Origin of the sequence: Pseudomonas sp. CFBP13528, from assembly GCF_005233615.1 — a bacterium.
Classification (GTDB): Bacteria; Pseudomonadota; Gammaproteobacteria; order Pseudomonadales; family Pseudomonadaceae; genus Aquipseudomonas; species Aquipseudomonas fluorescens_AM.
Window position 1 is genome coordinate 235,551 of record NZ_QGAJ01000005.1, and the last position, 22,110, is coordinate 257,660.

The following is a 22,110-nucleotide window of genomic DNA, read 5'->3' on the forward strand; positions in this document are numbered from 1 at the left end:
TCCGGGAATTCAGAAACAGAAGTCGATAGTGGGCAGTTCAACGGCCTGTTCGGCCGGCTCGGTGATCAGCAGCGCATCCAGGCGTTGCGATGGGTCGGCCAACAGCGCGTCCAGGATTGCCAGGTAGGTGTCGCGAAAACTGCCGATGGTGGGCGCCAGAAACAGATCGCTGCTGTACATCCAGGCGGCGCTCAGTTGCTGCGGCTGTTCGCTGATCTGCAAATTGAGTTCGAAGATCGTGCTCTGCGTCGCCTCGGGTACCCAGCGGGGCTGGCCACCGAGAAAGTCGAGCGCTTCGAGGTCGGTGTTCTGCAGGGCAAACAAACTGTCGAACAACGGGTTGCGGTTGGGCTCGCGCACCAGCGGCAAGCTTTTCACCAGGGCATCGAAGGGGTAGATCTGATGATCGAACGCCTGGTTGGCATGTGCGGCCACGTCCTGAAGGTACTGGTCAAAGCGCAGCTCCCCGGCAAGTGCCAGGCGCAGGCACACGGTGTTGACGAACATGCCTTGCAGCGCTTGGGTTTGCGCCAGGTTGCGACCCGACACAGGCGTGCCCACGGTCACGTCCCGCGCCATGCTCACCCGCCCCAGGAACAGGCCATAGCCGGCCAGCAGTACCTGAAACAGAGTCACCCTGTGTTCGCGCGCCAGGGTGCGCAACGCCAGGGTGCGCTCGCTGCCGAGCGCGAAATCCAACCGGCCACCGGCAGTGGAACGCTTGTGCGAACGCGGGTGATCACAGGGAATGTCCAGCGGTTTGAACGGCACCTGATACACCTGCTGCCAGTACGCACCGGCGTGCGCCAACAGCGGTGCAACCGTGTCCTGCGCCATCCACTGGGCGTAGTCCTTGTACTGCAATAACGGCTGGGCGACAGGCCGGCCGTCATAGGCCAGGGCCCATTCGCGGAACAACAGCGCCAGGGAGAAACCGTCGGTGATCAGATGGTGGATATCCAACACCAACGCGACGCCGCCACTGTGACGTACCACGGCCACACGCCATAGCGGCGCCTCGCTCATCGCGAACGGCCGCACGAACTGGCCCAGGAAAGCCTCGGCCGTGCCGGCGTAATCATGCACGGGCAGCTCGACCGGCACTCGCGCCTGAATCCGTTGCCAGGTCGTGCCGTCTTCCTGCAGGAACTCCGTGCGCAATATCTCGTGGCGTTGCACAAGCGCCTGCAACGCTTCCGACAATTTCGGCACGTCCGGCATCTGGGCAAGCGGCACGATCATGGGCAGGTGGTAGTGCGTGGCGCGCTCGTCCTTCATTTGTTCGATATAAACGCGCTGCTGTTGGGCTGAGGCCTGATAGCGCGGCTGTTCGTGCGCAACGCTGATGTTCCCGGGCAACAATGCCGCACGCCCAGTGTTGGCATCCAGGTACGCGGCGATCCCGGCCACGGTCGGCGTCGCCAGCAACTGCGCCACCGGGCAGCGCCAGCCCAGGGTTTGTTCAATACGACCGGCCAGCAGGGTCGCCGTCAACGAACTGGCGCCCATGTCGTACAAGCTGGCATGCACCCCTACCGCAGGCATTCCCAATGCATCGGCCCACAGCTGTACCAATGCGCGCTCAGTGGCCGTGTCGGGCGCCGTACTGTCGAGCCCGCCGCCGATGAAGTCCGCGGGTTCGGGCAGCGGCAGTGCCGCTCGGTCGACTTTGCCGTTGGTCGTCAGCGGCAGATTCGCCAACCGGATAAACGCCGCAGGTACCATGTGCGCCGCCAGCTTGCACGCCAGCGCCTGCCGCACGCGATCAACGCAGCCACCCGGTTCCAGCGCCAGATACGCCACCAGGACGCGCTCCTGGGTTACCGCTTGTTTGTGCACCTGTACCAGGGCCTGGCGTACGGATTCGAGTGCCAGCAACTGTTGTTCGATCTCGCTGGTCTCCACCCGGAAACCCCGGATTTTCACCTGATGGTCACGCCGGCCGAGAAATTCGATGCTGCCGTTTTCCTGCCAGCGCGCCATGTCGCCGGTCCGGTAGACCAGGCGCCCGCCGATGCCCGCCTCGCTGCGGAACGCCGCCTGAGTCAGATCCCCTCGATTCAGGTAGCCCAGGCCCAAGCCGTCGCCGCCCACATAGAGTTCGCCCTCGACGCCGATCGGTACGGGGTGACCTGCGCGATCGAGGATGTAGGCCGTCGAGTTGGCGATGGGACGCCCGATGGAAATGTGCAGGCCGTCGGCCTGCGTCACCGTGCACGCCGTGGAAATTACCGCGTTTTCAGTCGGCCCGTAGGCGTTGATCAGGCGCAGCGGCGCACAGGCACTCAACACGCGTTGAACATGCAGAGGGGAAATGACATCCCCTCCAATCACCAACTGCTGCAGGGGCTTGAACAGCGCGGGGTCCTGTGCGGCCAGCTGGTTGAACAGCGACGTGGTGATGAGCGCGCAGGTGGTCTGGTGAGTGGCGAGGAAGCGACCGAGCGCCGTCGCGTCAAGTAACACGTCGCGATCGACAAGTTGCAGGCAGCCACCGTTGAGCAGCGCGCCCCAGACTTCGAACGTCGCGGCATCAAAACCGATGGCGCCCGCCTGGAGCATGCGGGTGTATTGGTCCAAAACCACGTAGTCGGGGTTACACACCAGGCGCATCACGCCTCTGTGCGTAACGATCGCGCCCTTGGGCTGGCCCGTCGTGCCGGAGGTGTACATCACGTAAGCCGCGGCTTCGGCACGTCCAGGCGCCGACATCAGCGAGGCTGCGCACGCTTGGCCGTCGAGTTCGCCCACGTTGAGGGTGCGCCCGCTGAAGACCCCGCCGCCCTGCCGGCGTTGGGCGCTGTCGACCAGCAAGTGCCCGGCGCCGCTGTCTTGCAGCAAGAAATTGATCCGGTCTTCGGGATAGTCCGGATCAATCGGCAGGTAGACAGCGCCGACCTTGAGAATCGCCAGAGTCGCCACCACCATGGCAGGGATACGCGGCATCAGCAGCGCCACCACCTGACCGGCCACCACCCCTTCTGCCCTTAAACGTGTGGCGAGGCGATTGGCCTGCTGCTCCAACTGCAGATAGGTCAGGTGCTGATCACGGTGCATGACCGCACACCGCTCGGGAAACCGCGTGGCAATCGCGGCAAAGCGCTGCTCGATGGTCAGGTCGGACGGGTAGCTGCGGGTCGTGCGATTGAACCCTTCGAGCACTTGCCTCGCCTGCTCGGGCGGCAACGCGTGCAGCTGGCTGATGGGGCGGTCGGGCGCTTGTGGCAGTTGACGATAAACCTGCGCCAGGTGTTCGAGATAACGCTCGAAACTTTGCCCATCGAGCGTCAGGTCGCTGCGCAGGCACAGGTGCTCATCGGCCCAGGTCAGCGTGATTTCCTGCCCGCTGCCGGGCGGCGCATCGGGCGCGGTGGCGACCACATACCGCGCAGTCGCAGGCAAGGCCGCCAGGTGCGCCTCGATCTGCTCGGCCAGGACCGAACACGCCTGAGCGGAATCGAGATCCAGCTCCAGCACCGCTCCCGGCCCGTGCGTCAGCCGCGGATGCAACGTGACCCGCGATTGGCGCGTGTACACCTGAATCAGCACCGACCATCCGGCCAACAGCCACGCCGGGCTGAGGCCGCTTGCACCGATGTCCGCCAGCGCCAGGGTGCGCTTGCAGACGCCGCAGTCATTAAGCTCTGGGGAAGTCGACATCATCACACCCCCGCAGTCGAGGGCTCACCCTCGGCGGCCTGCAGAAACGCCACGAGGTTGCGCACGGTCTGCTGGATGTAGATCTCGCGCATTGGAATCGAAGGCAACTGTTGCTCACGCAACAGAGCATCGATACGCACCGCGTACAGGGAGTTGCCCCCCAGCTCGAAGAAGTTGTCGTCCAGCGCCACCGGAACGCCGAGCACCGTCTCCCAGATCGCCACCAGGGCCTGGGTCACGTCATCCCCCACCACGCCTGCTTTCTTGCTCGGCGCAGCGGCGAGCCCTTGCAGGGCCGGTGCCGGCAAGGCCCGTGCATCGAGCTTGCCATTGGCGGTCAGGGGCAGCACATCCAGCACGGTGAAGGTCGCCGGCAGCATGTACTCCGGCAGGAACTTGCCGGCGTGCTGGCGCACCTCCTGCACGCTGCCGCCGTTGAGCACGATGTAGGCGTCCAGTCGCGCCGATGCCGCATCCCCTGGCTTACCCTGATTGAGCACCACCGCAGCGGCGACCACCGCGTTGACTTGCAGCAGCACCGAGCGGATCTCATCCAGTTCGATACGAAAACCACGCAATTTGATCTGGCTGTCCAGGCGGCCAAGGTGCTCCAGCCGCCCATCCGGACGCAGGCGCCCTTTGTCACCGCTGCGATAGAGTCGGCCAATGTGGGCCGGCCCCTCGATAAAACGCTCGGCGGTCAGTTGCGGCTGGTTCAGGTAGTGCAGCGCTACCCCGGCACCGGCCACACAGATCTCGCCACTCACGCCTGGCGGCAGCAAGCGGCCCGCCTCGTCCATGATGTAAACGTGCCAGCCGTCCACGGGTCGTCCCACCGAGCGGGTGGCCTGGAGCGCCTCGCGACGGGTGATGGTTTGCGCCGTGACATGCACCGTGGTTTCGGTGATACCGAACATGTTCACCATCCGGCATACAGACTCGGGGTGACGGTCGAACCAGCGCACCAGCATCCCGGCGTCCAGAGGTTCGCCGCCAAACACCACCAGGCGCAGGGCCAGGGCCTCGTCGCTGTGCTCGTCGGCGTCGATCAATTGCGAAAAAGCCGACGGGGTCTGATTCAGCACCGTGACCCGCTCACGCACCAATAATTGGTGAAACTCCCGGGCCGACCGGGAGACCCAATACGGCACTACCACCAGATGCCCGCCGGTCAGCAGGCAGCCCCACATTTCCCAGACGGAGAAATCAAACGCACTGGAGTGGAACAGTGTCCAGGTATCGGAGGCGGACAGCTTGAAGTCGTCCTGCGTGCCGATGAGCAGGCTGAGCAGGTTGCAGTGGCGGACCACCACACCTTTGGGCTTGCCGGTGGAACCGGAGGTGTAGATGACATAAGCAGGCGCCTGCGAGTCGCCGGTGTGCACAGGCGCGACGGGCGGATAATCAACGCTGCGCTCGACAATTGCCTGCACAGAGAGCAACCGGACCGGGCCTGGGAACTGCGCCTGGCTGCTGACGACCAGGCCGATGCGTGCATTGTCCACGGTGTAGGCCAGCCTTTCGGCCGGGTACGCCGGGTCCAGCGGTACATAGGTTGCACCGGCCTTGAGCAGCGCGAGCAGCATGACCACCAGCTCCAGGGAGCGCTCCAGGCAGACGCCGACCAGATCCCCCTGCGCGACGCCTTCGGCGCGCAAAACATGGGCCCACTGGCTGCTCTGCTGGTCCAGCATTTCATAGGTGAGGCGCTGCCCTTCAAACGACAGCGCCAGCGCCTGGGGACGCAGACGCGCCTGCTCGGCAAAGCGCTGCTCGATGCGCGGCAGCGGGTCTTCAGCCTGGACGGTGCGGCCCAGTGAACCGACCTGCAGCGCATGGGTGTCGCTGAGCAGGCACAGGCTGTTTACCTGGGCCTCGGGCAGCTCGAGCACTTGCTGATGAACATGCACCAGTGACCGCGCAAAGTGCCGGATAACCTCGTCATTGAACGACTGGCAATGGTAGGCGCACTCAAGATAGGCCTCGCCCTGGGCATTCTGGTCACGCACGAACAGCAGCGAATACAGGCGGCTCAAGGACGACTGATAGTCGCTGAGGGGCGCCAGGTCTGCCTCGGGATCGCGGGCAATCATGGCCGCCACAAAAGCCTTGAGCGGCCCGGCCGGCAAGTCCTCCAGACGCGGCAGGTGCGCCGCGACAGTGGCCTGCAATGCGGCACACGTGCCCTGCGCCTCAATCGGCACATGCACCAGCCGCTCGTAGGCGCCCATGGCGAAAGGTGGGCGCTGGTCGTCCTGCACCAGCGTCGCGATCTCGCAGGGCAACGCCTCGGCGTATTGGCCCAGGGTCACCGCCAACGCCGCCAGCCAACTGCTGGCGCTGCCGGTCTGCTGCGGCGTCAGAGGCAGTTGGAAACGTGACACCAGCGCCGCCTGGCCAGGCTCTCCCAGCGCCCATTCCGGTGCGGCAAAACGCTCTTCCTCCAGGCGTTGCACGTCGGGCAAGCCGGTGGCCTGCGTGAGCGCCAGCGGTTGCAGCGGCTGGTCGCCGCCACACAGCAAGGCATCCCCCAGCAGCAACAACGAGCGCCGGTCCAGTTGGCCGCGACGCGCGATCAGGATCAGGTCGCACACGCTATCCTGGTATTCCAGCAACACTGCCCGCAACGCGGCAGGGCTCGACGGTGAAAGTGGCTGTCGCAACTGCGCCTCGGCCCGGCGCAACGCCACGGCATCCCCGGACTGCGCGGCAACCGTTTCATGCCAGAGGGTGTAGGCCACCGGCGCCTCGTGCGTATTGCCATCGGGCAAATAGCGGGCCACCACACGCGAATAATGCTGTTGAAGCTGCGTCACATCAGAAACGCCGCTGACCCTGTAACGCACACCGTGGCAATAGGCGCCATCGCGGCGCTTGGCGCCCACCAGGACGGAACGCTGAACAGACTGAGGCTCAGTCGCCACCGCAGTGCTAAGTAAACTATCCATTTTGAACCTGCCCTTATTGCTCTGGGGTCTGCACCACCGCGAGCCCTGCAAAGAGATGAAAGACGCCTGCCATCAGCGGGCAGTAAAACCGCCGTCGACCGCAATCACGCTGCCCGTCACCTGGCGCGCGTCGTCGGATGCCAGCCATATCGCTGTCGTGGCGATGCTCTGCGGCTCAATCAAGGCGTTCATCGGCTGGGCCTGGACGAAGATTTCTTCATGCTCGCCGGTGGGCACTTCGAGTGAACGTGCAATCTCCGACAGCATCCGGCCTTCCACCTTGGGATCGTCCCGTACCGAGCCTGGGCAGAGCGCGTTGACCCGCACCTTGAAGGGCGCGAAGTCCAGCGCTGCGGCCTTGGTCAAGCCGACAATGCCGTGCTTGGCACTGACGTAGCCGGCGAAGTTGCGGTACCCCACCAAGCCCGCGGTGGAGGCGATATTGATGATGCTGCCGCTGCGCTGGGCCACCATGCAGTGCCCGACCGCCTTGATCATTCGCCAGGCGCCGGTCAGGTCAACGTCAATCATCAGTTGCCATTGTTCTTCGGAAATCTCATGGATCATCTGCCCGGACGGCGCGGCAATCCCGGCGTTGTTGACCAGCACATCAATCCGCCCAAAACGCTCCAGTGCCGTGGCGATCGCCGCGTCAATTTGCTCACCGCGCCGCACATCGACTTGAGCCGTCAGCACCGAAACGCCGTGGTCGCGGCACAGCTGCGCGGTGTAGTCCAACTGGCTGAGCGTGCCCAACGCATAGGGGACGCCTTCGATATCCGCAGCCACGTCCAGCAACACCAGGTCGGCGCCCTGTTCAGCAAAATGCACCGCACACGCCCGCCCCAGCCCACGGGCCGCGCCGGTGATCACTGCAGTCTTGTCAACCAGCCGCATGAGCCGCCTCCGGTGTGACGCCCGCCAGGACGGTGTGGATCGCCTGCAAGACGGCCTCGGGGTTTTCGCTCAAGTACATGTGCCCACCTTCCACCTCCAGGGCGGTAAAGCCGACGCTGGTGGCGCTGGCCCACTGCGCGGCCTGATCGCGAGTGACCAGGTCATCTTCCACGCCACGTATCGACAGCACAGGCACCGGCAACGGCTGGTCCGATTCCGGCAGGTAACCTTCATGCAGCTCGACGTCGGCGCGCAGGGACGGCAGCAGCATGGCGCGCATGTCCGGGTTGCTGAGCGCCGGATGGTTGTAACCGGCGAACGAGGCAACCTGCGCCAGGAACATGTCATCGCTCAGGCCGGTGGCCTTCGCCTCACGCGGGCACAGGGGGCCGGGCGAGCCGCTGACCACCAGGTGCACAACCTTCACCGACGTGACTGCGCAGAGTTTGCGCGCCATTTCAAACGCCAGCACGGCCCCCATGCTGTGGCCGAAAATGACCACTTCGCTACGCCCTGCCAGCAGTTCGAGCACTTGCGCCAGGCTGCCCTCGATCGCCGCCTTGACCGACCGATAGGCCGGCTCGACGAAACGCCGCTCGCGGCCAGGCAATGTCACCGGTAACACCTCAAACCGCTCACCCGCCAACGCCTTCCAGGGTTGGAAAACAGAAGGACCGGCACCCGCAAACGGAAAACACAACAATGGAACTTTAGACATTTCGCACCTGGGTTATAAAGTTGAACTCAACAATTAAAATGACAACTTGCGGGCGATCTGAACTATCAGCCTTACCGCGCCAATAACTCCCCATCGGCCCTGACAAACAGCAATAACCCACTCGCCGACGACTGACTGTCGGGCACACGTACGTCGACGTGCCTCACGGCCAGCCGATGAATGAGTTAACTAATAACGAAACGACTCGAATGAGCCGTCGAACCTGAAGTCCCAGGCAATGAGCGCGCGAAGTGCACACTCAATGACGGCCTGACCCCAGGTTTTTTTGCGCGTTCAAGGGTCGGTATCAGTACCTGTCGCAGCACGGCGCACGGCGCGGCGCTGACCTTCGGCCTCACCCAAATCAAACACGCCTTCTGTCTTCAACTGGCTGATATACATGACGTTTCTCCTGGATTCCTTTCCTGCTGCCGATTGACGGGTACCCTGGGCGTGCCTGAAAAAAGCCGACGAACATGTGTAGTCGTCGCCCTGAAAAAAATCAACTGACCCAACTGACAAAGAAGACTCCGCCTATGCGTTTAGTGAAATTCACTATCTACGCACCCGATTTTCAATCTGTTTTTAGAAAAACCAAATCTATAGCATCTGGGCATCGAACAAATCAGCCAAAAGGCACTTCTTATGTTATGGACAACTAAGCTGTCAGATGATGCGCCACACTTCGCACTCAGTTCGGATGCCGAGGCGCTTACGCACTACGGTGGTGCCCAGGCTTTTGCCCAGCCGCGCAGCTTTTATACCAACAGCCCTTTCCAGCGCCCTTCTCGGCCGCAGGATATTTCAGATGTAATTATCAGTACTCGCCTGACAAGCGACCAACTTTCAGACAGCCAGCATCTATTGGCGCAACGCTTGTTACTGAATATCTATGAGCAGGACCTGGTATTTCTGCCAAAACCGCCCATGGAACTCGATCTCAAGGCGTTCAAACAGTTCTACGACCCCGAGCATGCTGCCAGCGGCAAGAAGATCCGTCCGTTGCTCGAGCAATATCTGTACGACTGGCTCAAGCAAGAAGTGCATATCAACGGTTCGTGGTGCCTGGAGTCGTTTGTCGCCCACACCGACAAAGTCCTGGAGGAGGTCGCGCACTCCGAGTCCAAGTTGCACAAGGTACTGACCACCAGCCGCAACCCTGAACGTGCCGCGCGTTTCTTCATGACCCAATGCGCCGGCGATTTCCTCAGTGAAGCGTCGGCGATGGCGCGTAATGTGCTGGGCAACTGCGGTGTGTACACCAGCGAGTTGTTCAAGATCCTGATCGATGAATATGGCTACGGCGTCGATAAAAAGAAGCACAGCACCATTTTTGAAGACATGCTCAAAGACATGGGCATGTCTCATCATGTGCACCATTACTGGCAGTTCTACACCGCAGGTTCCTTGTCGCTGACCAACTACTTCCATTATGTGTCCGCCAACCACGGCGAGCTGTTCCGCTACATTGGCGCGATGTATTACACCGAGGCCACCCTGGCGCTCACCACCAAACATCAGTCGAGCGCCATCAAGGCCATTTTCGGCGACAGCGTCTCCACCGACTATTTCGATGAACATTCACACATCGATGTGCATCACGGAAGAATGGCCCTGCAGCGCCTCATCCTGCCCATGATCAAGCAATTTGGCAGCAAGATCATTCCTGACCTCGTCCGCGGTTTCGAAGAGTTCAGGTTGCTGCAGGACATCGCCGACGAAGAGCTTTACGCCCATATCAAATGGCATGACGAGCTGGATGAACACCGTGCACTGGCTGCCGCCCAAAACGGCCTGAAGCCGGTGGACCTGCGCATTACCGAGGCCGAGCACGAACTCTCGGTGCCGCACACCCACCCCAATGACGAGCTGTTCTGGGTTGAAACCGGCGAGCTGGATTTTGTCGCAAGCCCCGAACTCAGCGTGCGCCTGAAGGCCGGGGAAGGCGTGGTGATTCCCAAGGGCATGCTGCATGGCACCCGCGTCGTCAGCCCGTCCTGCACCTATACCGTCACGGCACTTTGAGTAGGCACCCCATGAAAGCTATCCGCCTGAACCTTACCGACGCCAACTACGTGGCCGTGGAAAACACCACCTATTTTCTCAAGCGTCACACCTATTCGACGCAACTGCTGCCGACCACTTGCCCCCATCGCGGCGGCCCTTTGCACATGGGTGAAACCACAGGCGACGGGCAAAGTGTGATCTGCCCGTGGCACGACAACGCTTACAAGGTGTGCAACCTGGAAAAGAAGTCGCCACCCACCGTTCGCGTCAGGAACCAGTTCAGTACCGTCGTGGGTGACACCGAGCGGTGTGTGCCTTTACTCAAACTTTCTCGTTACGACTGACCCCTATGACCACTAAATCAACACTGACAGCGTTTTATTCGATCGTGACCCTGTTTACCGGCCTGGACATGGCGATTGTGATTGCCATGGTCTGGTTCGGCCTGGAAACCACCGGCTCGACATTCCTGGTGGGGGCCACGCTGTGCGTGGCGACCGTAGTGCCGTATGTGTGCGAACAATACATCGGCAAGTTTTTCACCATTGAACTGAGCATGAAACGCCTGCTGTACATCCGCCTGACCGCGTTCGCCGCCGTGCTTGGCCTGTCGTTCACGAACGCCGCCGTGTTGCCCATCGGCTTCCTGGCCATCGCGTTTGTGGTCGGTGTCACTGACTATTTCACCATCAGCACCCTCGAGTCGAAAAATACCAAGCTGGTGTTGGCCGGTGCGACCGACAGCGACACCTCGGCGCGGCTGATGCAAACGTCCATCCAGATCGGTGCCTTTGGCGGCGCGCTGCTGGGCGGGGTGATCGTGGACGTGTTTTCGGTCAGCCAGACCCTTCAGATCATCAGCCTGGCGGCGATTGTCTCGCTGGCGGCGATCCTTTTCGTGCAGGCCACGCCCAGCGCCGACACCGCCGAGCAGGCCAGCGACAGCCCTGTCGCCCAGGCACTGAACCTGCCGCGAAACCTTTACGTGCTGATCATCGTGTTAAGCATGATCGGGTTCCATATCGGCGCCTTCAACAGCCTGGTGCCGATCGTGTTCCAAAAGCTCAATGAGTGGAACGCCACCCTGTTCGGCGTGGCCAGCGGCCTGGCGGGCCTGGGTGCCTTCAGTGCGGCGGTGCTGCCACGTATCAAGCTCAACAGCTACAGCGCCATCGTGCTGGTGCTGCTGGCCGATGTGGCAATCGTGTATTTCCAGAACCTCTACGTGATGATGGCGGCCGCGTTCCTGCTGGGCTTTTGCATCAACAGCCTGCGCATCCAATTGCGTAAAAACCTGATCGAGTCGGCGCCCAACGCTCGGGTGGCCGACGTGATCGCTGCAAAAAGTTCGCTCTATTACCTGCTGGTCAGTGGTTCGGCGCCCATGATCCTGACGTTTTTTACCACCGCAGGATTTCTCGGGCTGGAAGGTGCGCGCGTGTTGATGATCGTCTCCGCCGGCCTGTTGGCCGCCGCCGTGCTGGCGTGGAACCTCACACCGGCGGTCCCGGCCACCGCGACCCTTGAATAAGGAATGCCTCAATTGCAAACCGTACTGATCGTCGACCCGTTCTCCACCGGCAAACTCTACGCCCCGTTGTTCAAGGCCCAGGGCGTGAAGTGTATCGCGGTGATATCCGCCGACACCTTGCCCAGGCACTTCACCGATGACCTGATCAGGGAAGATTTCGAACAGGTCTACCACTGGGAAGAGAGCCTGCTGGAAACCCTCGAGACGCTGTCATTGAGCGCGGTGATCGCAGGCTGCGAGACCGCGATCTATCTCACCGATTACCTCACCGAAGTGCTGCGTATTGCGGGCAACAGCCGCATCACCAGCGACCTGCGGCGCAACAAGTTTTCCATGCAGCAAGCGCTCAAGAAACACGGATTGGCAAACATTGCGTCGCAACTGTTGAGTTCGCCAACCCGCATCCGGGAAGTCGTCGACTCGTTGGAGGACGCGGCCACCTACGTGGTCAAGCCATTGAATTCGGCCGCCACCGAAGGCGTGGTATTCGCCCAGGGCAAGCACGAAGTGGAAACCGCCTTGAACAACGCGGCCTGGCGGCAGAAAAACGACCTTGGGGAGTTCAACCTCGGGTTTATCGTACAGCCGTTCGTGTCGGGCCCGGAGTACGTGGTGGACATGGTCGCCTTTGATGGCGAGTACACCATCGCCACGGTGTGCAAATACACCAAGATCCACAAAAACGGCAGCAAGTTTGTCTATGAAAGCCTGGACACCCTCGATCCGCAGGCGCAAGAGCTGCAACCTCTGATCGACTACGCGCGTCAGGCAGCGGCGGCCCTGAGCATCGAGATCGGCCCGATTCACATGGAAATCATCTGGTCCGACACCGGTCCGGTGATGATTGAAGCGGGCGGGCGTTTGCATGGCGGTATCGCCCCGCTGCTGTTCCAACAGGTGTACCAGCCGGACCTGTTATCGCTGGCCATCGACAGCTACCTCGGCCGGCCTCGCCCGCCGGCCGGTGCCGCACGCGAGATCAGCCATGGTCGTATCGGCTTTTTCTGTTCCGACGAACGCCGCACCTTTACCGCGCCTTCACCACAGGCGCTGCAGAGCGCAATGCTGGATGAAACCTATTGCGGTCATCGCTTCTTCCTCAGCCCGGGCGATACCACGCCGGTCACGATCGACTTCGCCACCTGCCCGGGGCTGTTCTGGTTGCAGCACCCAAGCCTGCAACAGCTGGATGCCAGCACGCAACTTCTGCGCAATAAGCTATGGAGCTAAGGGCATGAAAAGTCGTTTGATCATTCAACAGTCAGCCCTGGACCTGGGCCTCAATAACGCGTGCGCCGCCGTTGTCGAAAACATCAGCGTGTCTGACGACCAGAGCTTCGTCAGTCTCTTGCAGAGCAACTTGAATCATGTGGCCTCACACCTCAATGAACTGGACGCCAATCCCGTTTACGAAGGGTTTGCCCGGCAGCTTGAAAAGCTCGGCTACACCAACACGGTCAGCGCCAACGAAAAACTGCTGCGGCGCTTCATCGCCAACGGTGTGCGCCCCATCAATAACGTCGTCGATGCCTATAACGCCGTGGCGATCCGACACGGCGTCAGCATAGGTGTACACACCTATCATCAGCGGGACGATATCCATGTCATGCGCTCGCCGGCACCGCGGGCCTTCCGCCCGTTGTTTGCCAAGAAGGACGTCATGATCCCCGCGGGCGACATCGTCTATACCTGCGGCGACGTGCCCTTGGCGAGCATCGGCAAAGTCGATGCCGATGCCCATGACTTCAGACTGACGAACGCATCGTCCAGCCTGCTGGTGGTGGTACTGGGGCATGACGACACCACGTTCGAATTCAACCAGACGGTCATCGCAGAATTCGTGGACACCCTGCGCCAGACAATGCCGGCCCTGAATCACTACTTTCTCGAAACCTTCCACGACCACGCGTCAGCCTGATCGGGCGCAGCTGCTGCCGTCGCGGACGGCAGCGGCCTAGCGCCAGGCCTTGAGCACCGGATTGACCACCACCTCATTCACATGCTCGATCTTGAGCAGGCTCTCCTTGAACACCATCAACTCTTCAAAATTGCGGTAGCGCACCTCGAGCATCATGTCCACGTCGCCAAACAATGAATAGGCCTGCACTACCTCGCGATACTGGTAGATCTTCGGAAACACCAAGTGGCAGCTGCTACCGTTGAGCTTGAGCATCAAAAATGCCGATTGCTGGGTCTCATCACCCTCAGCGACGTTGATGGTGAAGCGCAGGATGATGCCCTTTTCGATCAGTTTTTGAACCCGCGACTCCACGGCGGTTCGAGACTTGTGAACCTGGCGCGCCAGTTCCGCAAGGCTGACTCGGGAGTCGTCCTTCAAGGCAGCAATTATCAGCTCATCGACCTTGTCCACTCTGCCACCCCCACACTGTTCCTTTCGATAACACACTTTCATTACCGCTCACACATCACTGGCACCTTCAGGTCGCAGACTCTACGCCAGACGCGGCTTAATACCCAATCGACTGACCCACACCGCCCCCAGAATCACCAAACCGCCCAGGGCCAGCCTTCCCAGCGGCTCATGCTGGTTCCAGATCAGCAAGTTCAGCAGCAGCCCCACCGGCACATGCAGGTTGTTCATCACCGCGAGGGTGCCGCCATTGACCAGGCACGCCCCCTTGTTCCACCAGTACATGCCCAGCGCGGTACTGATCACCCCCAGGAACACCAGCACACCCCATTGCAGCGGCGCCTGGGGCAGGAAATCCGCCTTGCCGAACAGCAGGAACGCGGGCAACACCACCAGCAAGGCGCCCAGGTAGAAATAACCGAAGCGTCGGTAGTGCGGCTGATCGCTCGGATAGCGTGCCACCAGATGCTTGTACAGGAGTTGCCCGGCGGCGTAGGTGAAATTGGCCAGTTGCAGCAGCACAAAGCCCATCAGGAAGTTCGGGGTGATCTGGTCGAAGCGAATCACCGCCGCCCCCGCCACCGCCACCAGTGCCGCGACCAGTGCCCAGGGATTGAACCGCCGGTTGAGCGCGTCTTCGATCAGGGTCACGTGCAACGGTGTAAGGATCGTGAACAGCAACACCTCCGGCACCGTCAGTACGCGAAAGCTCAGATACAGGCACACGTAGGTCACGCCGAACTGCAGCGCACCGATGACCAGCATGCCGCGCATGAATGCCGGTGCCACCGAGCGCCAGCGGGTCAGTGGAATAAAGATCAACCCGGCCAGTACCACACGCACCAGTACTGCGAAGTAGCTGTCGACGTGACCGGCGAGGTATTCGCCGATCAAGCTGAAGGAAAATGCCTGAATCAGGGTGACAACCAGTAGATAGCCCATGTGCGCCTCGTTTCGAATGGGCGCGACATTAAAGCTTTTCGATGCTTGAAGAAACTCGAGACAAAAAAAACCCGACCTCGCTGAAGCGGCAGTCGGGCAGGAGCACTCAGGAGCAAAAAGTGCAAAGGGAGGTTCGGTACGCGTACTTGAAGGGATTGCGTGGGGCTAGATAAACACCGGGGGATTATCTGGCGATTAAAGGATCAAGCCACCTGCGCGAGCAGGGCTTTGGCATGGTTGATACCTTTTTCCTGGAAATCACCGCTCAGGTTCACCCCTTCGGCATGAATGAAGGTGACGTCATGAATCCCGATAAAGGCCATGACCTGGCGCAGATACGGTTCCTGATGGTCCGAGGCAGCACCGGTGTGAATGCCGCCACGGGCGGTGAGCACGATGGCGCGCTTGCCGGTCAGCAAACCCTGCGGCCCGGTGGCGGTGTATTTGAAGGTCACCCCGGCGCGCAACACATGGTCCAGCCAGGCCTTGAGGGTGCTGGGGATGGCGAAGTTGTACATCGGCGCCGCCATCACCAGCACGTCGGCGGCGAGCAGTTCGTCGGTCAATTCGTTGGAGCGGTCCAGGGAAGCCTGTTCGACCGGGCTGCGCTGTTCGGCAGGTTTCATCCAGCCGCCCAGCAGGTTCGCGTCCAGGTGAGGTACCGGGTTGAGCGCCACGTCGCGCACGCTGATCTGATCGCCTGGGTGAATAGCCTGCCACTGGCTGATGAACTGCTGGGTGAGTTGGCGGGAAATCGAATCCTGCTGGCGGGCGCTGCTTTCGATGATCAGAACGTTGGACATGGCTATGTAGGCTCCATCGGTAAATGCTGTGAGTCGATGGAAAAAAGATTAACCATGGCCACTTCGATTAAAAAGCGCAAAAAACTGCTATAACCCATCTATAAATTTGTTTATAAGCGGAGTATGCCTACAGTGCGCTCCGCGCTCGCTTTATTTCGGTGCGCACGCCAGGGCGATTCGCATCTTGATGATCGCGCGGTTGAACTTGACCGTGGTGTGGGTGCTTTTGCCTGCGGGTACGGTGACGGTGCGACGACGCGGCGCTTCCGGGCCGTTGGTAAAGATGACAGAACACAGCGCATCCTGGGTACCGTAGTTATTGAGCTGAATCGAGCTGATATCGCCGTCCACATCGGACGCGGTGTAGTCGATGCTTACACCGTCGATCTTTTTCGTCACGTCGATGGGGTAGGCAAATGCGCTCATCGGCAGCAGCGCCAGCAACACACAACACAATTTTCTCATTCGGCAGTCTCCAATAAGGACCGCCAGCTTAGGACAAGAGGAGCTCATCTTGAAAGCGCCCCGCGTGACCCTTGATCAATGGCGCACGTTGCAGGCCGTGGTCGACCATGGCGGCTTCGCCCAGGCGGCCGAAGCGCTGCACCGTTCGCAGTCCTCGGTGAGCTACACCGTGGCGCGCATGCAGGACCAACTCGGCGTGCCGCTGCTGCGCATCGACGGACGCAAGGCGGTACTCACCGATGCGGGTGAAGTGCTGCTGCGCCGCTCGCGGCAACTGGTGAAGAATGCCAGTCAACTGGAAGATCTGGCCCACCATATGGAACAAGGCTGGGAGGCCGAAGTGCGGCTGGTCGTGGATGCGGCCTACCCCAACGCGCGCCTGGTACGCGCCCTGACCGCCTTCATGCCGCAGAGCCGAGGCTGCCGGGTACGCTTGCGCGAGGAGGTGTTGTCCGGGGTCGAGGAGCTCTTGATAGAAGGCGTGGCTGACCTGGCGATCTGCGGCTTCAGCATTCCCGGTTACCTGGGCACCGAAATGAGCGATGTGGAATTCATCGCCGTGGCCCATCCCGAGCATGCGCTGCACCGCATGAACCGCGAGTTGAGCTTCCAGGACCTGGAAAGCCAGATGCAGGTGGTCATCCGCGACTCCGGCCGCCAGCAACCGCGCGACGTGGGTTGGCTCGGCGCCGAACAGCGCTGGACCGTCGGCAGCCTGGCCACCGCCGCCGCGTTCGTGGGCAGCGGCCTGGGGTTTGCCTGGTTGCCCCGGCACATGATCGAACGCGAACTCGCCGAAGGCCTGCTCAAGCAACTGCCGCTGGAACAGGGCGGCAGCCGCCACCCCACGTTCTATTTGTATTCGAACAAGGACAAACCCCTGGGGCCGGCGACGCAGATTCTCGTGGAATTGCTGCGCACCTTTGATACCGCTGCGCTGGACGCACCCTTCGCGGCCCCTCGGCAAGCCTGAAACGGAGTCCACCCATGAGCGGCGTTCAATCGCGCAAGCTCGACGCAATGTGGGCTGTGGCGACAGGAACAACGTTCCAGAATCACCTGTCCAACCCAGGTCATCAACGCCGACCACGACGACTCACCCGTGGCGCAGAAAGAAAACTATGTAAAACTGCTGCCCAACGCGCGACTGGTGGTGTTTGAAAATGTCCACCACGCCACGCCCTTGGATCAACCCGAAGTCTTTGACGCCACCCTGCTCGATTTTCCAAAGACCGTCAACACCACTACCCAGGATCACTGACCCATGCTGAAAAAAATCGCCTTCCTTGCCGGTTCCGTTCTGTTCGCTGCCAACCTGATGGCGGCCGAGCCCGCCAAGGCGCCCCACGTATTGATCTCCACCACCAATGGCGACATTGAAATCGAACTCGACCCGGTCAAGGCGCCGATCAGCACGAAGAATTTCCTCGCCTATGTCGACAAGGGCTTCTACACCAACACGATTTTTCACCGTGTGATCCCGGGCTTCATGGTCCAGGGCGGCGGGTTTACCCAGCAAATGTCGCAAAAGCCGACCGAAGCACCGATCAAGAACGAAGCCAGCAACGGCCTGCATAACGTGCGCGGCACCTTGTCCATGGCCCGCACCAATGACCCGAACTCGGCCACCAGCCAGTTCTTCATCAACGTGGCCGACAATGCCTTCCTCGACCCGGGTCGCGATGCCGGTTACGCGGTATTCGCCAAGGTGGTCAAGGGCATGGACGTGGTCGATATCATCGTCAATTCCCAGACCACCACCAAGCAAGGCATGCAGAACGTGCCAATCGATCCTGTCCTGATCAAGTCGGCCAAGCGCATCGACTGAGGTCTGCAGGAACTTCCGCACGTTGCCCACAAGGCGACGTGCGCATTTGAAAGGAGAGCCCGCACGGCGGGCGTCAAGCCTAATGCTCTATCGTCGTTTTGAAAAACTGATCGATATTTTTCGCGCCCCCCCAAGCGAAGCCCCGCCCGACAACGTCCTGCCCTTCTACCTCTACTACCTGCGCCAGGTGTGGCCGTGTTTTGCCGCGCTGTTGGTGGTGGGCCTGATCGGTGCGCTGATCGAGGTCGCGCTGTTCAGCTACCTGAGCCGCATCATCGACCTGGCCCAGGGCACGCCGCCCGCGAATTTCTTCCAGGTGCACAGCACCGAGCTGATCTGGATGGCAGTGGTCGCCCTGCTGCTGCGGCCGATTTTCAACAGCCTGCATGACTTGCTGGTGCACCAGACCATCAACCCCGGCATGACCAGCCTGATCCGCTGGCAGAACCACAGCTATGTGCTCAAGCAGAGCCTGAATTTCTTCCAGAATGATTTCGCCGGGCGGATTGCCCAACGCATCATGCAAACCGGCAACTCGTTGCGTGACTCTGCGGTGGCAACAGCGGAAGCCATCTGGCACGTGTCGATCTATGCCATCACCTCGCTGGTGTTGTTTGCCGAGGCCGACTGGCGGCTGATGATTCCGTTGATCATCTGGATCGTCTGCTACTGCCTGGCATTGCGTTACTTCGTGCCGCGGGTCAAGGAGCGTTCGGTGATCTCTTCCGAAGCGCGCTCCAAACTCATGGGGCGCATCGTCGACGGCTACACCAACATCACCACCTTGAAGCTGTTTGCCCATACGCAGAATGAGCAGGAATACGCCAAGGAAGCGATTGTCGAGCAAACCGAGAAAACCCAACTGGCGGCGCGCGTGCTCACCAGCATGGACGCGGTCATCACCGTCCTGAACGGCCTGCTGATCGTCACCACCACCGGCCTGGCCCTGTGGCTGTGGACGCAGTCGCTGATTTCCGTCGGCGCCATTGCCCTGGCCACCGGCCTGGTGATTCGCATCGTCAATATGTCCGGCTGGATCATGTGGGTGGTCAACGGCATTTTCGAAAACATCGGTATCGTGCAGGATGGCCTCAAGACCATCGCCCAGCCGCTTGCGGTGGTCGACCGCGCCGACGCCCCGCGCCTGACAGTGCCCCATGGCCTGGTGCGCTTCGAGCAGGTGGATTTCCACTACGGCAAGCGGAGCGGGATCATTGGCGGCCTGAACCTCGAGATCAGGGCCGGGGAAAAGATCGGCCTGATCGGCCCGTCCGGTGCGGGCAAGTCGACGCTGGTCAACCTGCTGCTGCGCCTCTACGACCTGCAGGGCGGGCGCATCCTGATCGACGGCCAGGACATCGCCGAAGTCGCCCAGGAAAGCCTGCGCGCGCAGATCGGCATGATCACCCAGGACACCTCGCTGCTGCACCGCTCGATCCGCGACAACTTGCTGTATGGCAAGCCGCAGGCCTGCGACGAAGAACTCTGGGCCGCCGTGCACAAGGCGCGCGCCGACGAGTTTATCCCGCTGCTGTCGGACTCCGAAGGCCGTACCGGGCTGGATGCCCATGTGGGCGAGCGTGGGGTGAAACTCTCCGGCGGCCAGCGCCAACGGATCGCCATCGCCCGCGTGCTGCTCAAGGATGCGCCGATCCTGATCATGGACGAAGCCACCTCGGCACTCGACTCCGAAGTGGAAGCCGCGATCCAGGAGAGCCTGGAAACCCTGATGCAGGGCAAGACCGTGATTGCGATCGCGCATCGACTCTCGACCATCGCGCGGATGGACCGTCTGGTCGTACTGGAGAAAGGCCAGATCGCCGAAAGCGGCAGCCACGCCCAATTGCTGGCCCATGGCGGGCTGTATGCGCGGTTGTGGCAGCACCAGACGGGTGGGTTTGTTGGCATCGATTGAAGGTATCGAGACCCACACGACTCAAAATAAGAGCGGGCCTTGATCGTTCCCCCGCTCCGCGTGGGAATGCATCCTGTGACGCTCTGCGTCACGACTTCAAAAGCGGACGCAGAGCGTCCAAGGCGGCATTCCCACGCAGAGCGTGGGAACGATCTTACGGTCAGGCCTGCCGATAGGGCAGCGCCGACCTTTTTAACGTGTTGATCAGCCTTGATGAGCCTGCATGTATTGGCGCAAAAGCTGGTTAATACGGGTCTGGTAGCCAGTGCCTTGACCTTTGAACCACTCTAAAACATCGGCATCAAGTCGAATGGTGACCGCCTGCTTCACAGGAACACGCAGTTCAGCACGTCGAAAAAACTCAGCATCCAGTTCAGGAATTTCACTGGTATCAATATCTTTATCACTCATCTTGGCCAGGCGCTCCCAATCAGTTTTCGATGTTTGCGTCATAATATTTGGCCTCCTTCTTGGTTGCTTTTCGGGCGGAAATGATACGGATAACATCGCCACGCCGTTCGGTGTATACGACAACACCAATCAATAATTTGATCCAGCCAATACTGATCCAACGCTCTTCGTCATAATCCGCTCGATCATCGCGCAAGGCCAGCATTGGATGTCTGAAGATATCCGGAACGTCGTTGAAATCGATGCCGTGCTTAGCAATGTTGGCCTTATTTTTTGAATCATCCCACTCAAAATGCATGGCACGCTCTGTATGTACTTTTGTACATACAGGATAGCGATTTCAGCTTCTTTGACCAGTTCTGCCAGACCGGTGGCTCAGGCCTGCCGATAGGGCAGCGCCGACCTCGCCTCTTCGGCATACGCCAGAATGCCCACCCGCTCGCGCTCGAGGAAATCCTCCACGGCGTTTTTCAAGCCCGGATGGCGCAGGTAATGCCACGAACGGGTAATCACCGGCTCAAAGCCACGAATCAATTTGTGCTCGCCTTGAGCGCCGGCATCGAAGCGTTGCAGGCCGTGGGCGATGGCGTAGTCCATGCCCTGGTAGAAACAGGTCTCGAAATGCAGCCGGTCGAACTCCGCCAGACAGCCCCAATAGCGGCCGTAGAAGCTGTCACCGCCGATCAGGCTGAACGCCATGGCCACCGGGCGTGAGCCCTGTTTGGCCAGGACCACGCGAATCGCCTCGGGCATACGCTCGGCCAGCAGGCTGAAAAACGCCCGGGTCAGGTAGGGCGACTGGCGGCGTACCGCGTAGGTGTTGGCGTAACAGGCGTAGACAAAATCCCACTGGGCTTCGCTCAACTGATGGCCCTGTAACCACTCGAACTCAATGCCCTGCCCCGCCACCTGTTCGCGCTCTTTGCGCATCTGTTTACGCTTGCGTGAACTCAGGGCATCGAGAAAGTCCTGGAAGTCGCGGTAGCCCCGATTCTGCCAATGGAATTGGCAGCCCAGGCGCTGCAACCAGCCGGGTTGCCGGGCCAGTGCGTCATCGGCCAGCGCGTCGGTGAAATTGATATGGGCGCTCGACAGCCCTTCGATTTCCAGGTAACCGGGCAGGCTGTTCAGCAGTTCGAAGCCGTCCTCGGCATTGGCGGCCAACAACCTCGGACCGCTGACCGGACTGAACGGCACGGCCGTCAGCAGCTTGGGGTAGTAGTCGATGCCGGCGCGCGCGCAGGCGTCGGCCCAGCCGTGATCGAACACGTACTCGCCGTAGGAATGCCACTTGCGATAACCGGGCAATGCCGCCACCAGCCGCTCACCTTCCCAATGCAGCAAGTGCTCCGGTCGCCAGCCCGAATGGGGCCCCAGGCTGGCACTGTCTTCCAGTGCGCTCAGGAACGCATGCCGCACGAACGGCTGGGCCTGCGGCGCCAGGGCATCCCAGGCCTGCGGGGTGATGTCGGACAGGCTGTCCAGGCGTTGCAGCGGCATTGGCATCTTCTCTGTGTCTTGGGCGTGAAAGCCTGGCGAGTATCGCCTATCACAGCCGTGTGCACACCCCGAAAAAACCCACGACACAACTCGAAATCAATAGTTCCGTGGGCA

The 22,110-nt window shown here is 60.9% G+C and carries 19 protein-coding genes and 1 pseudogene; 9 read left to right on the forward strand and 11 right to left on the reverse strand.

Annotation, left to right across the window (positions count from 1 at the left end; all coding sequences use genetic code 11):
- Nucleotides 1–9 precede the first annotated feature (9 nt).
- The 4 genes from PspCFBP13528_RS12950 to PspCFBP13528_RS12965 form a co-directional block, all read right to left on the reverse strand.
- Nucleotides 10–3,660, reverse strand: a complete 3,651-nt coding sequence (locus PspCFBP13528_RS12950) for a non-ribosomal peptide synthetase (RefSeq protein WP_161594759.1) — start codon at nucleotides 3,658–3,660, stop codon at nucleotides 10–12.
- Between the two features lie 2 nt (nucleotides 3,661–3,662).
- The gene (locus PspCFBP13528_RS12955; protein ID WP_206666794.1) at nucleotides 3,663–6,608 is read right to left on the reverse strand and encodes an amino acid adenylation domain-containing protein; all 2,946 of its coding nucleotides are present in this window, start codon (nucleotides 6,606–6,608) and stop codon (nucleotides 3,663–3,665) included.
- A 72-nt stretch (nucleotides 6,609–6,680) separates the two neighbouring features.
- Nucleotides 6,681–7,505, reverse strand: coding sequence for an SDR family oxidoreductase (locus tag PspCFBP13528_RS12960; protein ID WP_065949750.1), 825 nt, complete (start codon nucleotides 7,503–7,505; stop codon nucleotides 6,681–6,683).
- Nucleotides 7,492–8,223, reverse strand: coding sequence for an alpha/beta fold hydrolase (locus PspCFBP13528_RS12965; RefSeq protein WP_065949751.1), 732 nt, complete (start codon nucleotides 8,221–8,223; stop codon nucleotides 7,492–7,494). Before PspCFBP13528_RS12965 ends, PspCFBP13528_RS12960 begins: the two co-directional genes overlap by 14 nt.
- Nucleotides 8,224–8,868: 645 nt before the next feature.
- Here PspCFBP13528_RS12965 and PspCFBP13528_RS12970 point away from each other — a divergent pair.
- Genes PspCFBP13528_RS12970 through PspCFBP13528_RS12990 form a run of 5 tightly spaced genes read left to right on the forward strand, consistent with a single transcriptional unit; the run spans nucleotide 8,869 to nucleotide 13,679 of the window.
- On the forward strand, nucleotides 8,869–10,248 hold the full coding sequence (locus PspCFBP13528_RS12970; protein WP_241669085.1) for an iron-containing redox enzyme family protein: 1,380 nt from the start codon (nucleotides 8,869–8,871) through the stop codon (nucleotides 10,246–10,248).
- A gap of 11 nt (nucleotides 10,249–10,259) precedes the next feature.
- On the forward strand, nucleotides 10,260–10,574 hold the full coding sequence (locus tag PspCFBP13528_RS12975; protein ID WP_065949752.1) for a Rieske 2Fe-2S domain-containing protein: 315 nt from the start codon (nucleotides 10,260–10,262) through the stop codon (nucleotides 10,572–10,574).
- Between the two features lie 5 nt (nucleotides 10,575–10,579).
- Nucleotides 10,580–11,761 carry an MFS transporter gene (locus tag PspCFBP13528_RS12980; RefSeq protein ID WP_065949753.1) on the forward strand — a complete coding sequence of 394 codons (1,182 nt, stop codon included), beginning with the start codon at nucleotides 10,580–10,582 and terminating at the stop codon, nucleotides 11,759–11,761.
- 3 nt (nucleotides 11,762–11,764) lie between these two features.
- Nucleotides 11,765–12,991: an ATP-grasp domain-containing protein gene (locus tag PspCFBP13528_RS12985; protein ID WP_241669086.1), complete on the forward strand. Its 1,227-nt coding sequence runs from the start codon at nucleotides 11,765–11,767 to the stop codon at nucleotides 12,989–12,991.
- A gap of 4 nt (nucleotides 12,992–12,995) precedes the next feature.
- Nucleotides 12,996–13,679, forward strand: a complete 684-nt coding sequence (locus PspCFBP13528_RS12990) for a phenylalanine--tRNA ligase beta subunit-related protein (RefSeq protein WP_065949755.1) — start codon at nucleotides 12,996–12,998, stop codon at nucleotides 13,677–13,679.
- Between the two features lie 36 nt (nucleotides 13,680–13,715).
- On the opposite strand, the gene PspCFBP13528_RS12995 is transcribed toward PspCFBP13528_RS12990, so the two are convergent.
- From PspCFBP13528_RS12995 to PspCFBP13528_RS13010, 4 genes are all read right to left on the reverse strand, one after another.
- Nucleotides 13,716–14,132 (reverse strand): Lrp/AsnC family transcriptional regulator, encoded by a 417-nt coding sequence (locus PspCFBP13528_RS12995; RefSeq protein WP_065949756.1) that lies wholly within the window; start codon nucleotides 14,130–14,132, stop codon nucleotides 13,716–13,718.
- 81 nt (nucleotides 14,133–14,213) lie between these two features.
- Nucleotides 14,214–15,074: a carboxylate/amino acid/amine transporter gene (locus tag PspCFBP13528_RS13000; RefSeq protein ID WP_137200355.1), complete on the reverse strand. Its 861-nt coding sequence runs from the start codon at nucleotides 15,072–15,074 to the stop codon at nucleotides 14,214–14,216.
- Nucleotides 15,075–15,277: 203 nt separating this feature from the next.
- Nucleotides 15,278–15,877 (reverse strand): FMN-dependent NADH-azoreductase, encoded by a 600-nt coding sequence (locus PspCFBP13528_RS13005; RefSeq protein ID WP_065949758.1) that lies wholly within the window; start codon nucleotides 15,875–15,877, stop codon nucleotides 15,278–15,280.
- A 150-nt stretch (nucleotides 15,878–16,027) separates the two neighbouring features.
- Complete coding sequence (locus tag PspCFBP13528_RS13010; protein ID WP_065949759.1) at nucleotides 16,028–16,342, reverse strand: 3-phosphoglycerate kinase; 315 nt, start codon at nucleotides 16,340–16,342, stop codon at nucleotides 16,028–16,030.
- A gap of 49 nt (nucleotides 16,343–16,391) precedes the next feature.
- Between PspCFBP13528_RS13010 and PspCFBP13528_RS13015 the strand changes: the two genes are divergently transcribed.
- The 4 genes and pseudogenes from PspCFBP13528_RS13015 to PspCFBP13528_RS13030 all read left to right on the forward strand — a co-directional run bounded on the left by PspCFBP13528_RS13015 (nucleotide 16,392) and on the right by PspCFBP13528_RS13030 (nucleotide 20,085).
- Nucleotides 16,392–17,315, forward strand: coding sequence for a LysR family transcriptional regulator (locus PspCFBP13528_RS13015; protein WP_065949760.1), 924 nt, complete (start codon nucleotides 16,392–16,394; stop codon nucleotides 17,313–17,315).
- 63 nt (nucleotides 17,316–17,378) lie between these two features.
- Nucleotides 17,379–17,603 (forward strand): annotated as a pseudogene (locus tag PspCFBP13528_RS13020) (alpha/beta hydrolase); the annotation flags it as partial.
- A gap of 3 nt (nucleotides 17,604–17,606) precedes the next feature.
- Complete coding sequence (locus tag PspCFBP13528_RS13025; RefSeq protein ID WP_065949761.1) at nucleotides 17,607–18,170, forward strand: peptidylprolyl isomerase; 564 nt, start codon at nucleotides 17,607–17,609, stop codon at nucleotides 18,168–18,170.
- Between the two features lie 82 nt (nucleotides 18,171–18,252).
- Nucleotides 18,253–20,085, forward strand: a complete 1,833-nt coding sequence (locus tag PspCFBP13528_RS13030; RefSeq protein ID WP_065949762.1) for an ABC transporter ATP-binding protein — start codon at nucleotides 18,253–18,255, stop codon at nucleotides 20,083–20,085.
- 204 nt (nucleotides 20,086–20,289) lie between these two features.
- On the opposite strand, the gene PspCFBP13528_RS13035 is transcribed toward PspCFBP13528_RS13030, so the two are convergent.
- The 3 genes from PspCFBP13528_RS13035 to PspCFBP13528_RS13045 form a co-directional block, all read right to left on the reverse strand.
- Complete coding sequence (locus PspCFBP13528_RS13035; protein WP_065887908.1) at nucleotides 20,290–20,538, reverse strand: BrnA antitoxin family protein; 249 nt, start codon at nucleotides 20,536–20,538, stop codon at nucleotides 20,290–20,292.
- The gene (locus PspCFBP13528_RS13040; protein ID WP_065949763.1) at nucleotides 20,516–20,794 is read right to left on the reverse strand and encodes a BrnT family toxin; all 279 of its coding nucleotides are present in this window, start codon (nucleotides 20,792–20,794) and stop codon (nucleotides 20,516–20,518) included. Before PspCFBP13528_RS13040 ends, PspCFBP13528_RS13035 begins: the two co-directional genes overlap by 23 nt.
- A gap of 77 nt (nucleotides 20,795–20,871) precedes the next feature.
- Nucleotides 20,872–21,996: a GNAT family N-acetyltransferase gene (locus PspCFBP13528_RS13045; protein WP_137200356.1), complete on the reverse strand. Its 1,125-nt coding sequence runs from the start codon at nucleotides 21,994–21,996 to the stop codon at nucleotides 20,872–20,874.
- Nucleotides 21,997–22,110: the final 114 nt, after the last annotated feature.

Excerpts from the sequence above, each read along its gene's own strand:
- PspCFBP13528_RS12950 (WP_161594759.1), bottom strand. The coding sequence starts at position 3,660 with ATGTCGACTTCCCCAGAGCTTAATGACTGCGGCGTCTGCAAGCGCACC.
- PspCFBP13528_RS12955 (WP_206666794.1), bottom strand. The coding sequence starts at position 6,608 with ATGGATAGTTTACTTAGCACTGCGGTGGCGACTGAGCCTCAGTCTGTT.
- PspCFBP13528_RS12960 (WP_065949750.1), bottom strand. The coding sequence starts at position 7,505 with ATGCGGCTGGTTGACAAGACTGCAGTGATCACCGGCGCGGCCCGTGGG.
- PspCFBP13528_RS12965 (WP_065949751.1), bottom strand. The coding sequence starts at position 8,223 with ATGTCTAAAGTTCCATTGTTGTGTTTTCCGTTTGCGGGTGCCGGTCCT.
- PspCFBP13528_RS12970 (WP_241669085.1), top strand. The coding sequence starts at position 8,869 with ATGTTATGGACAACTAAGCTGTCAGATGATGCGCCACACTTCGCACTC.
- PspCFBP13528_RS12975 (WP_065949752.1), top strand. The coding sequence starts at position 10,260 with ATGAAAGCTATCCGCCTGAACCTTACCGACGCCAACTACGTGGCCGTG.
- PspCFBP13528_RS12980 (WP_065949753.1), top strand. The coding sequence starts at position 10,580 with ATGACCACTAAATCAACACTGACAGCGTTTTATTCGATCGTGACCCTG.
- PspCFBP13528_RS12985 (WP_241669086.1), top strand. The coding sequence starts at position 11,765 with ATGCCTCAATTGCAAACCGTACTGATCGTCGACCCGTTCTCCACCGGC.
- PspCFBP13528_RS12990 (WP_065949755.1), top strand. The coding sequence starts at position 12,996 with ATGAAAAGTCGTTTGATCATTCAACAGTCAGCCCTGGACCTGGGCCTC.
- PspCFBP13528_RS13000 (WP_137200355.1), bottom strand. The coding sequence starts at position 15,074 with ATGGGCTATCTACTGGTTGTCACCCTGATTCAGGCATTTTCCTTCAGC.
- PspCFBP13528_RS13005 (WP_065949758.1), bottom strand. The coding sequence starts at position 15,877 with ATGTCCAACGTTCTGATCATCGAAAGCAGCGCCCGCCAGCAGGATTCG.
- PspCFBP13528_RS13010 (WP_065949759.1), bottom strand. The coding sequence starts at position 16,342 with ATGAGAAAATTGTGTTGTGTGTTGCTGGCGCTGCTGCCGATGAGCGCA.
- PspCFBP13528_RS13025 (WP_065949761.1), top strand. The coding sequence starts at position 17,607 with ATGCTGAAAAAAATCGCCTTCCTTGCCGGTTCCGTTCTGTTCGCTGCC.
- PspCFBP13528_RS13030 (WP_065949762.1), top strand. The coding sequence starts at position 18,253 with ATGCTCTATCGTCGTTTTGAAAAACTGATCGATATTTTTCGCGCCCCC.
- PspCFBP13528_RS13035 (WP_065887908.1), bottom strand. The coding sequence starts at position 20,538 with ATGACGCAAACATCGAAAACTGATTGGGAGCGCCTGGCCAAGATGAGT.
- PspCFBP13528_RS13040 (WP_065949763.1), bottom strand. The coding sequence starts at position 20,794 with ATGCATTTTGAGTGGGATGATTCAAAAAATAAGGCCAACATTGCTAAG.
- PspCFBP13528_RS13045 (WP_137200356.1), bottom strand. The coding sequence starts at position 21,996 with ATGCCGCTGCAACGCCTGGACAGCCTGTCCGACATCACCCCGCAGGCC.